This is a genomic window from Streptomyces caniscabiei (assembly GCF_014930365.1).
Taxonomy (GTDB): domain Bacteria; phylum Actinomycetota; class Actinomycetes; order Streptomycetales; family Streptomycetaceae; genus Streptomyces; species Streptomyces caniscabiei.
This window is the reverse complement of sequence record NZ_JABXWI010000002.1, coordinates 902,457-913,405: the sequence shown is the minus strand read 5'-3', so window position 1 is coordinate 913,405 and position 10,949 is coordinate 902,457. Positions and strand designations below refer to the sequence as shown.

Sequence of the window (10,949 nt, the reverse complement as noted above, 5' to 3'; positions counted from 1 at the left end):
CGGCCGGACAGCACAACCGGAAGACAGCCCAGCAGGGCGTCAGTCAGACCCCGAGCCACGACCACCGGAACCTGAGTATCAGCATCAATGTCAGACCCCGCCCGTAGAGTCGGAGACAGTTGATCGAGTCGAAGGCGGCCGATCGGAGCCGGACCGGAGACGGCTCATCCGACGAGGGGCGGGAGGTGACCGGACACATGCGGGACATGGCTGTTCCCGAGGCCGACACGGCCGCCGCCACGCGCACACCCGCGACGGCGCGCACGCCCGCGACCGCCCGCACGCCCGTGTCCGTCCCCGTCCGGCTGGCCGCCGTCTTCCTGCCCGCACCGCTGCCCCGGCACGGCCGGTTCGCGTTCTGGGACCCGGCGGGCGCCGAGCCGCCACCGGATGCCGCCGAGGACCTCACCGTCGTACGACCCCACGGCGCCGGCGCCCGCAGGGGCACCGTCCCCGCCCTGTGCCTGCCGGTCGGCGAGGCCCTTCCCCTGCTCACCCGCGCCCGCCGCGACCCCGCCGCCCACCCCGCCACGGCCTGCTGGGGCGCGGCCGCGCTGCACGCGCTGCGCCTGGTCGCCCGGGGGCGGCTGCTGCCCGGACTGACCGCCGAGGGGTACGACGCATGGCGGGCGGGACCCCTGGACCCGGACGACATCGCCCACCTCAGGGCCGTCGCCGCAGCCCTGCCGTACGAGGGCCACGCCGTGCCGCTGCCCGGCAGGGGACCGCTCCGGCTGCCCGAGCCGGAGGCCCTGATGCGGTCCTTCCTGGACGCGGTCGCCGACACGCTCCCCCGCGGCCCGGCGGCGCCCTACGTCTCCGGGAAACCGTTCGCGGCACACGCCGCACAGCGGCTGCCCCACGCGCGCGACTGGGCGGCCGAGGTCGCCGCGGGCATGGACGCGGGCGTCCGGATCTCCCTGCGCCTGGACCTGTCGGCGTACGACCTCTTCGACGACGCCGAACGGGCCCCGCGCGCGGGCGCGGCCGTCGTCCAGGTGCACAGCCTCGCCGACCCCACCCTCGTCGTCGACGCGGCGGCGCTCTGGGCGGGCGACGCGGACGCGGCGTTCGGGCCCCGCGCACGCGTGGACGCCGCCCTCGCCGTACGCCGCGCGGCCCGAGTCTGGCCGCCCCTGGACCGCCTCGGCGAACAGGACGTCCCCGATGTCCTCGCCCTCTCTGAGGACGAGCTGTCGGACCTGCTGGGCGTCGCCGCGACCCGGCTCGGCGCGGCCGGCGTCGCGGTGCACTGGCCCCGGGACCTCGCCCACGATCTCAGCGCCCGCGCCGAGGTGCGCCCCGCGCCCGGCTCCGCCACCGACGGCACCGGCTTCTTCGAGAGCGAGGAACTGCTGCGGTTCCGCTGGCAGTTGGCGCTCGGCGGGGACCCGCTCACCGAGGCCGAGATGGACACCCTCGCCGAGGCCCACCGCCCGATCGTCCGCCTCCGCGACCAGTGGGTCCTCGTCGACCCGGCCCTCGTCCGCAAGGCCCGCAAACGCGAACTGGGCCTCCTCGACCCGGTGGACGCCCTGTCCATGGCCCTCACCGGCCAGGCCGAGGTCGACGGCGAGACGGTGGAGGCGGTGCCGGTCGGGGCACTGGCGGCCCTCCGTGACCGCCTGACGGCCGGTCTCGCCCCGGTCGAGCCGCCGCCCGGCCTCGCGGCCACCCTCCGCGACTACCAACTCCGGGGCCTGGCCTGGCTGGACCTGATGACCTCCCTCGGGCTCGGCGGCTGCCTCGCCGACGACATGGGCCTCGGCAAGACGATCACCGTCATCGCCCTGCATCTGCGCCGGGCCCGCCCCGAACCCACCCTGGTCGTCTGCCCCGCCTCCCTGCTGGGCAACTGGCAGCGGGAGATCACCCGCTTCGCCCCCGGCGTCCCCGTCCGCCGCTTCCACGGCACCGACCGCACCCTCGACGACCTCGACGGCGGCTTCGTCCTCACCACCTACGGCACCATGCGCTCGGCCGCCCCGCACCTGGCCGAGAAGCACTGGGGCATGGTCGTCGCCGACGAGGCCCAGCACGTCAAGAACCCCTACTCGGCGACGGCGAAGGCGCTGCGCACGATCCCGACGCCCGCGCGCGTCGCCCTCACCGGCACCCCGGTCGAGAACAACCTCTCCGAACTCTGGGCCCTGCTCGACTGGACGACCCCGGGGCTCCTCGGCCCCCTCAAGTCCTTCCGGGCCCGCCACGCCCGCGCCGTGGAGAACGGCGAGGACCAGGAGGCGGTCACCCGTCTCGCCCGTCTGGTCCGGCCCTTCCTCCTGCGCCGCAAGAAGTCGGACCCGGGCATCGTGCCCGAACTCCCGCCCAAGACCGAGACGGACCACCCCGTCCCCCTCACCCGTGAGCAGGCCGCCCTGTACGAGGCCGTCGTCCGCGAGTCGATGCTCGCCATCGAGACGGCGGACGGCATCGCCCGCCGGGGCCTGGTCCTGAAGCTCCTCGGTGCGCTGAAGCAGATCTGCGACCACCCGGCGCTCTATCTGAAGGAGGAGCCCGGGACGGGCCACCTGACGGAGGGGGCGGCCGCGGCCGCGGTGGACCGGCTCGCCGCCCGCTCCGGCAAACTCGCCCTGCTGGACGAGCTGTTGGACACACTGCTCGCCGAGGACGGCTCGGCACTGGTCTTCACCCAGTACGTCGGCATGGCCCGGCTGATCACGGCCCACCTCGCCGCCCGCGCCGTCCCGGTCGAACTGCTCCACGGCGGTACGCCCGTCAAGGACCGCGAACACATGGTGGACCGCTTCCAGAGCGGAGCGACCCCGGTCCTGGTCCTGTCCCTCAAGGCCGCCGGCACCGGTCTGAACCTCACCCGCGCCGGCCATGTCGTCCACTTCGACCGCTGGTGGAACCCGGCCGTGGAGGAGCAGGCCACCGACCGCGCCTACCGCATCGGCCAGACCCAGCCCGTCCAGGTCCACCGCCTCATCACCGAGGGCACCATCGAGGACCGCATCGCCGAGATGCTGGAATCCAAGCGCGCCCTCTCCGACGCCATCCTCGGCTCGGGCGAGGCAGCCCTCACGGAGCTGACGGACCGGGAGCTGACCGACCTGGTGTCGTTGCGGAGGTCGTCGTGAGCGGGGCTGAGGGGACACCGGAGGACACGGAGGGCACCCGCCCCGCCGACGCGGCCCGCCGCGCGCTGCGCGCAGCACGGGATCCGGGCGCGGACGCGGATACGCCTGCGCTGCCGGGAGCCGGCCCCGGCACCGGCGTCGGTGCGGCGGACCCCCGGCCGGCCGGGGTCGGCGGGGGTCCGCGCCCGGCGGACGCGGCCCGGGAAGCGCTGCGGAGGGCGTCGGAATCCCGGGCGGCGACTCCTGACCCGGGACGCCGACTTGCGGAACCTGGCGAGGACGCGGGGGAGCGGACACCTGCGCGAGCGCGAGCCGAAGAGGGCGATACGGGGACGGGTGACGACCGCGAGGAGAGTGCGAAGCGGGAAGAGATGGCGCAGCGGGGGGAGAAGGCGCAGCGCGAGCGGGGTGCGGGACGGGAGACGAGCGGGGGTCAGGAGGCGAGTGACCGACGCGAGAGGAGCGACCGGCAGGGGACGGGTGTCCGGCGTGAGTCGGGTGTTCGGGAAGAGGCGAGTGACCGGCGTGACGCGAGTGGCGGGCGTGAGGCGGGTGAGCGGCGCGCGGCCGGTGCTCGTCCCGGTGACATCGCGCGTGAGGCCCTGAGGGCCGCTCGGGACGCTGCCGAGCGGGCCCGACCGGCGGCCGAGGAGGCATCGGCCGAGCGGGCGGGGCGGGGGATGGGCCGGGGCTCACGGCGGGCCGTCGGTCCGTCCGGTCGCCTGCGGGAGGCGCGGGGTGGCCTCGGCGACGGAGTCCCCGAGCGGGACCGGGCAGGGTGGGACCGGGGAGCCGCCTCGGGAGGCCGGATGCCCGGGGACCCCCGCCGAGACCGAGTGGCCGCCGATCGCGCCCGCGCTGTGCGGGAGTTGCTCGCCGACGCCTTCAAGATGCCCGCCGACGACCAGGAGGCGGGCGGCGAGGAGACGACGGGCGCGGCGGCCGTGTCGGCCTGGGGACCGGGTCACCCACCTGGTGCCACGGAGGGCGAGCCGGCACAGACGACCACGACCACGCCCGGTCCGGCGGCCGACGCTCCGGCAGCCGACGCCTCGGCGGCCGACGGTGCTGCGGACGGCGATGCCACGCGGACCGTGGGAGCCGCGGGAGTCACGGACGGGGCGGCCACGGGAGCGACCGACGCGGAGACGGGGGCCTCCGATGACGGGACGGGCGTCTCGCAGGCCGCCCCGCGTGTCCCCCGGACCATGGCCGCGCCCTCGCGGGACGGCGAACTGCGGCGCACCTTCCGGCCGTTCCCGCCGCGGGCCTCCGCCGGGGAGACCTTCGCGGAGAGCTGGTGGGGCAACGCGTGGGTGGCGGCGCTGGAAGAGGGCGCGTTGGACGCGGCCCGGCTGGCGCGCGGGCGGGCGTACGCCGACAAGGGGCACGTGGACGCGATCACCGTCACGCCGGGGCTGGTGCTTGCGTATGTGCACGGGAGCAGGCCCCGGCCCTACCGGGTGCAGCTGCGCCTGCGGACGCTGGACGACGCCGAATGGGACCGCTTCCTGGACGCGGCGGCGGAACAGCCGGGCCACATCGCCGCGTTGCTGGACAAGGAACTGCCCCACACGCTGGCCGGGTCCGGACCCGCACCTGACCGGGGCGTGCGTCTCCTGCCAGGTCCTCGGGAGCTCGAACCCCGTTGCAGCTGCCCCGACTTCGGGCACCCCTGCAAGCACGCGGCGGCACTCTGCTACCAGACGGCACGGCTGCTGGACGAGGACCCCTTCGTGCTGTTGCTGCTGCGGGGCCGTGGCGAGCGGGAGCTGCTCGACGCGCTGTCACGGCGGAACGCGGCCCGCGCGGCGCGCGCCGCGCAGGAGCAGGAGCCCGCGCCGCTCCCGGGTGTGCGCGCCGGCGACGCCCTCGCTCCGCGCACCCTCCCGCTGTTGCCCGCCCCGGCGCCCCCGCCACCGCATCCGGAACAGCCGCCGGTGTATCCGGGAGCGCCCGGCGGCCCGGACCCGTTCGCGCTGGACCAGTTGGCGACCGACGCGGCGGCCCGCGCGCACGCGCTGCTCACCACGGGACGGGACCCGGTGGCCGAACTGACGCTGTGGCAGGACGCGGTACGGCTCGCCGCCGCCCGCCCCGGCTCCGGTCTCACCGCCACCACCCGCGCCCTCTACTCCTCACTCGCCGCGGCCACCGGGCGCACCCCGGCCGACCTGGCCCGCGCGGTCGCCGCCTGGCGCCAGGGCGGCCTCGAAGGGCTGGCCGTCCTGGAGGAGCCCTGGGACCCGCCGGCCGGCCGCTTCGACCGCGCCCGCCCCCTGCTGCTCGCCGCGGACCTCCCGGCCTTCCGCCCCTGGCGCAACCACCTCACCCATCCCCACGGCCACCTCCAGCTCCGCCTCGGCCACGACGGCCTCTGGTACGCGTACGAGTCCGATCCGGGCCACGACGACTGGTGGCCGAGAGGCACCCCGGACCTCGACCCGGTGGGCGCCCTGACCGGCCTGGGAGCGGCCGACGACTGACGGCACGCGCGATGCCCTGCCGGCGGATGCCGTGATCCCCGAGCGCGCCGTCAGGTGGCCGCGGGGGAGGCCGGCTGGAGGCGGACGCAGCAGTGCCCGGGGCTGGGCGCCAGGTGCGCGCGCAGGTCCTCCTCGCCCAGTCCTCGCAGGAGGCCGCGGAGCAGGTGCAGGTTCATGCCGCACACCGTTTCGGTGTGCTCGCGCGCGAGCGCGTGGAACGGGCAGTTGCCCAGCACGACGGCGTCGCCGTCGTGCCGCGGCTCGAACCCGTACCGCTCCAGCAACTCGGTCACGTCCCCGTCGCCCTGGTCGGCGATGCGCGCCCCGACCTCGCCGGCGGTGCGGTGCAGCACCGCGCGTACGGGCTCGCCGGTGGCCTCGGACTCCTCCAGGGCCTGGGCGAGGAGCCGTCCGGCGAGTTCGTAGTGCCGCTCGGGCAGGCTGACGCTGACCTGCCGGGAGGAGCGCTTGTAGAGCTTGGCCGGCCGTCCCGCACCCGGGCCGGAGCGCCCGCTGCGGCGCTCGTAGACGACGTCGAGCAGTCCTTCCTCGGCGAGGCGGTCCAGATGGAAGGCCGCGGTCTGCCGGGCCAGGCCCAGGTCCGCCGCCGCGTCGTCCCGGCCGACCGGGTCCGTCCGGCGGCAGACGTGGTCGTAGAGCCTCCTGCGCGTCGGCTCGTCGAGCGCGGCGACGGCGGAGACGTCGGGGCGGGGCCGTGCTTCTTCCGGGTGGTCCACGAACACCAGTGTAAAACCCACGGCCATTGACTAAAGAGAGCTGGCGCGCTTCTATCGATAGTGAAAGTTGTCGATAGAAAGAAGGGCGTCATGTCGTCCGCGACCACAACCACCACGTCCGCCGCTCCCCGGCGGGCAGCGCTCACCGACCCCGGCTACCAGGCGTTCGTCGTCCTGCGGGTCGGGTTCACCGTCGCGCCGATCCTGTTCGGGCTGGACAAGTTCGCCAACCTGCTCGTGGACTGGCCCGTCTACCTCGCCCCGTGGATCGACGACCTCGTTCCCGGCAGCGCCCAGGCCGCGATGTACGCCGTCGGCGTCGTCGAGATCGTCGCCGGTCTCGTCGTCGCCCTCGCACCGAGGTTCGGGGGCTGGCTCGTGGCCGGCTGGCTCGCCGGCATCATCGTCAACCTGCTCACCGTTCCCGGCCACTACGACATCGCCCTGCGCGACTTCGGGCTCCTGCTCGCGGCGGTCGCCCTCGCCCGGCTCGCGCAGCGCTACCACGGCGCGCGCCCGACCCGCTGACGACGGCCGGCGCACGACGGACGCGACACGGCGGGTGGGCCCGCACCGGCTCACCCGCCCGCGCATCCGATTGCGGTGGAAGGCGGGCTGCGGCAGCCTGGAGCGGACGCTTTCCGGGACGGCAGGACACGACGACACGGCTTGGAGGCCTCCCTCATGACCCACGTCGCCCCTCCCGCACCGGTCGTGGTCGGCACCGACGGCTCCGCCGCCTCGGAGCCGGCCGTACGCTTCGCCCTCCAGGAGGCGCGGCTGCGCGGCACCGGCCTGCGCGCCGTCTGCGCGTACGACTTCACCGCCCGGTACCGGGGGATCGAGTGGCCCACCGCCTCGGGCGTCCACGACGTGGACGCCCAGCTGCGCGACGTCACCCTGGACGCGGTCACCACCTCCCTGGCGGAGACCCAGAAGCAGCTGGGCGGCGCACCGGTGGAGGTGGAGGTCAGGGCGGAGCAGGGCCGCCCGTCGCAGGTCCTGCTGGACGCGAGCGAGGACGCCTGCCTCCTCGTGGTCGGCACCCGGGGATCGGGCGCGTGGGGACGCCTCACCCTGGGGTCCACCAGTACCGAGGTCGTGCACCACGCCCGGCTCCCCGTCGTCGTCGTACCGGCCGGTCCGGATCAGCGGTCCGACGGCTGACGCCCGTCGCCCGCCGGGGGACGCCCGTGCAGCTCGATCGCCAGGGGCGCGGCGGTGAAGACGGAGGAGTACGTGCCGACGGCGAGGCCGATCAGGAGGGCCAGGGCGAAGTCGGTGAGCGAGGACCCCCCGAGCACGGTGAGCGAGGCGAGCACGAAGGCGGCGCCCATGCCGGTGTTCACGGTGCGGGGCATCGTCTGCAGGATCGCCCGGTTCACGGTCGCGGACAGGGGTGCCGAGGGAGTGCGGCGGGCCAGTTCCCTGACCCGGTCGAAGAGGACCACGGAGTCGTTGACCGAGTAGCCGATGACGGTCAGCAGGGCCGCCAGGAACACCCCGTCGAGGGATTTGCCGAGCCAGGCGAAGACGCCGACGAGGATCACGACGTCGTGGGCGAGCGCGACGACCGCGGCGGTGCCGAACACCCAGCGGAAACGTGCCGCGAGGTAGACGAGCTGCGCGCCGAGGGCCACGGCGAGAGCGATCAGCGCGCCCCGGCGCAGCTCCTCGCCGAGGCTGGGGCCGATCAGTTCGTCGCGGACCTTGTCCGCCCCCTCGGCGAGGTCGCGCACCGCTCCGGTCACCTCGGCCTCCTCGGCGGCGGTCAGCGGATCGGTGCGCACGGTCAGGCCGTTGTCGCCCGAGGACTGCACGACCGCGCGTTCGAATCCGGCGTCGGCCAGTGCCGAGCGGACCCGGTCGGGGTCGACGGGGGCGGTCGTGGCGTACTCCAGGAGACGGCCACCGGTGAACTCCACACCCAGATCGACCCCGCGCACCGCGACCCCCGCACCGGCCAGCACGAGCAGCGCGGCCGAGGTGGCCAGCCAGCGGCGGGAGCGGTGCATCAGCCGGGGGGCGCGTCGGGTGAGACGGTCCCGGACGACGCCCGTGGTCGCGATCCCGCTGAGCCGAGGGCGGCGGCGCGGCCCCGGGCGGCCCGTGGCGTACTCGGCGAGCACCCGGGTGATCACCAGGGCGCTGAACATGGAGGCGAGCACACCGATCCCGAGGGTGACACCGAAGCCGCGGACGGGCCCGGAGGCCAGGAAGAACAGCAGGACCGCCGCGATCAGCGTGGTGATGTTGGAGTCCGCGATCGCGCTGAGGGCGTTACGGAACCCGGCTGCCAGCGCCGAGCGCACACTGGCGCGGCGCCGGGCCGCGTACTCCTCACGGGCCCGCTCGAAGACCAGCACGTTGGCGTCCACGGCCATGCCGATGGTCAGCACGAAGCCGGCCAGACCCGGCAGGGTCAGGGTGGCGCCGAGCGCGGCCAGAGCGGCGTACGAGACGAGGCCGTAGCAGAGCAGGGCGACGGTCGCGAGGACGCCCATCAGCCGGTAGATGACCATCATGAACAGCGAGGTCAGGGCGGTACCGATGACGGCGGCCCAGGCACTGGCGGTGATGGCCCGCGCGCCCAGGGTCGGGCCCACGGTGCGCTGCTCCACGGTCTCGACGGGCACGGGCAGCGCCCCGCCGTTGACGAGGAGCGACAGCTCGCGCGCTTCCTCGGGGCCGAAGGAGCCCGTGATGCGTGTGGAGCCGTCGCGGATGCCGGCCCCGCAGGCCACGGACGGGTCGACCTGCGGGGAGGAGATGACCTTGTCGTCGAGGACGATGGCGACCCGGCGGCCCGGATCCCCCGCCGGCCGGCAGGCGGCCTCGCCGGTCAGCCGGGCCCAGCCGTCGGCGCCCGCGCCCTTGAAGTCGATCGTGACATGCCATCCGGCGCCGCCCTGCCGGTCGATCAGGGCGGCCGCTTCCTCGACGTGTTCGCCGGTCAGTTTCGCCGCCCCGAGGCGCAGCGGTGCGCCGGACTCGTCGGGCAGGACGCGTTCGCCGGACGGCTTCGGCGTCGTCGCGGTGTCCTCGGTGTCCTCGGTGTCCTCGGTCTTCTCGGCGCGGACGGCCGGGCCGAGCACCGGGTGGAAGGAGAGCCGCGCGGTACGGCCCAGGACGTCGGCGGCCCGCGTCGGGTCCTGGACGCCGGGCAGCTCGGCGATGATCCGGTCGTCGCCGGAGCGGACGAGGGAGGGTTCGGCGACGCCGAGCGCGTCGACGCGGCCGCGCAGCACCTCCAGCGTGCGGTCGGTGGCCTCGCTGTCGGCCTCGGTGGTGGGGGTGGAACGGGTCTGGAGCACGATCTGTGTGCCGCCGCGCAGGTCCAGCCCGAGGCGGACCGGCACGGTCGCGGCGATGTACACGGACAGGGCGAGCACGGCCAGGGCGAGCAGCGCCCTGACGCGCGAGGAACGGTTCAACGGAGCCTCCGGCAGGCGCACCACGGCCACGGCACCGAGAGACCTCGGCCGGCCGGGTGGATGTGAATGACGAGAAGGGGTCTCAGGTGCCGGAGAGCACCGGGGGAGCCCGACCGCGGTCCTGGGTCGGGTGAGGATCCGAGAAGGGGATGCGTCCCGTCGGCACCGCGAGCCGTCCGGGCCGGGGCGGGACGACAGCCGTGTCCTCGTCGCGGAGGGTGAGGTGTCCGCGCGGGGCGGGGCGCTCGCCGTGCTGCTCGTGGCGGACGGACGCCCGTACGACGTGGTCGAGGCCGTGTCCGGCATCGGCGCGCGGCGCGCCGTCCCAGTTTTCGCCGACCGCCGCCGCCACGCCGGCCGACGGATCGCCCGTCGCGCCGGGTCCGGCGACGCCGAGCGCCGCCAGCACTGCCAGGACGACAGCCGCCAGCACCGCGACGGGGACGGTACGCGTGCCGTGGCGCATGCCCCGTCCCCCTTCGTCCGTGTCGTGAAGTGCGCTGTCGCCCTGGGGTCAGGCTTCGATTCAGGGTTCGATCAGGCCCACGCGGATCGCGTAGCGGGTCAGTTCCAGCCGGTCCCGCAGGCCGAGCTTCTGCAGCAGGTTGGCGCGGTGCCGCTGGACGGTCTTGACGCTGATGAAGAGCAGATCGGCGATCTCCTTGGACGAGTGGCCCTCGGCGACGAGTTTGAGGACCTCCTCCTCGCGCGGGGTGACGATCTGGTCGGGGGCCTCCTCGCCGCGACGGGCCCGGTCGACGTAGTTGCGGATCAGGGCGGTGACCGCGCCCGGATACAGGAAGGGCTCGTCCCGCATCGCGGCCCGGCAGGCGGCGACGAGGTCCCGGTCGGCGACGGACTTCAGTACGTACCCGCTCGCGCCGGCCTTCAGGGCCTGGAAGAAGTACTGCTCGTTGTCGTGCATGGTGAGCATCAGGATCCGCAGCCCCGGCTTGACGACGGCCAGTTCACGGGCGGCCTGGAGGCCGGTCAGCCGGGGCATCGCGATGTCGAGCACGGCCAGGTCGACGTCGTGGGCGCGGGCCAGCGCGATCGCCTCCGCGCCGTCCCCGGCCTCGGCGACCACCTCCAGGTCCGGCTCCTGGTCGAGGATGAGCCGCACGCCGCGGCGGACGAGAGCGTGGTCGTCGGCCAGGAGGATACGGATCGGGGATGTCTCGGACATGT

At 74.9% G+C, this 10,949-nt stretch carries 7 protein-coding genes and 1 pseudogene; 4 read left to right on the top strand and 4 right to left on the bottom strand.

Features of this window, described 5'->3' with window-relative positions; genetic code table 11:
- The first annotated feature begins 197 nt into the window (after positions 1 to 197).
- Together HW837_RS08490 and HW837_RS08485 are read left to right on the top strand one after the other, a co-directional pair.
- The gene (locus tag HW837_RS08490) at positions 198 to 3,104 is read left to right on the top strand and encodes a DEAD/DEAH box helicase (protein ID WP_177261887.1); all 2,907 of its coding nucleotides are present in this window, start codon (positions 198 to 200) and stop codon (positions 3,102 to 3,104) included.
- A gap of 1,184 nt (positions 3,105 to 4,288) precedes the next feature.
- Positions 4,289 to 5,590 (top strand): annotated as a pseudogene (locus tag HW837_RS08485) (SWIM zinc finger family protein); the annotation flags it as partial.
- A 50-nt stretch (positions 5,591 to 5,640) separates the two neighbouring features.
- On the opposite strand, the gene HW837_RS08480 reads toward HW837_RS08485, so the two are convergent.
- Positions 5,641 to 6,333, bottom strand: a complete 693-nt coding sequence (locus HW837_RS08480; RefSeq protein WP_234442483.1) for a helix-turn-helix transcriptional regulator — start codon at positions 6,331 to 6,333, stop codon at positions 5,641 to 5,643.
- An 84-nt stretch (positions 6,334 to 6,417) separates the two neighbouring features.
- Between HW837_RS08480 and HW837_RS08475 the strand changes: the two genes are divergently transcribed.
- Positions 6,418 to 6,855 (top strand): hypothetical protein, encoded by a 438-nt coding sequence (locus HW837_RS08475; RefSeq protein ID WP_045556492.1) that lies wholly within the window; start codon positions 6,418 to 6,420, stop codon positions 6,853 to 6,855.
- Between the two features lie 156 nt (positions 6,856 to 7,011).
- On the top strand, positions 7,012 to 7,494 hold the full coding sequence (locus HW837_RS08470) for a universal stress protein (RefSeq protein ID WP_045556881.1): 483 nt from the start codon (positions 7,012 to 7,014) through the stop codon (positions 7,492 to 7,494).
- Here the strand turns inward: HW837_RS08470 and secD are convergent.
- From secD to HW837_RS08455, 3 genes are all read right to left on the bottom strand, one after another.
- Positions 7,476 to 9,761 (bottom strand): protein translocase subunit SecD, encoded by a 2,286-nt coding sequence (gene secD, locus HW837_RS08465; protein ID WP_193379834.1) that lies wholly within the window; start codon positions 9,759 to 9,761, stop codon positions 7,476 to 7,478. The genes HW837_RS08470 and secD overlap by 19 nt on opposite strands.
- An 82-nt stretch (positions 9,762 to 9,843) precedes the next feature.
- Positions 9,844 to 10,227, bottom strand: coding sequence for a hypothetical protein (locus HW837_RS08460; protein ID WP_193379835.1), 384 nt, complete (start codon positions 10,225 to 10,227; stop codon positions 9,844 to 9,846).
- A gap of 60 nt (positions 10,228 to 10,287) precedes the next feature.
- Entirely contained in the window at positions 10,288 to 10,947 is a 660-nt protein-coding gene (locus tag HW837_RS08455) for a response regulator (protein WP_045556494.1), read from the bottom strand.
- Positions 10,948 to 10,949 lie beyond the last annotated feature (2 nt).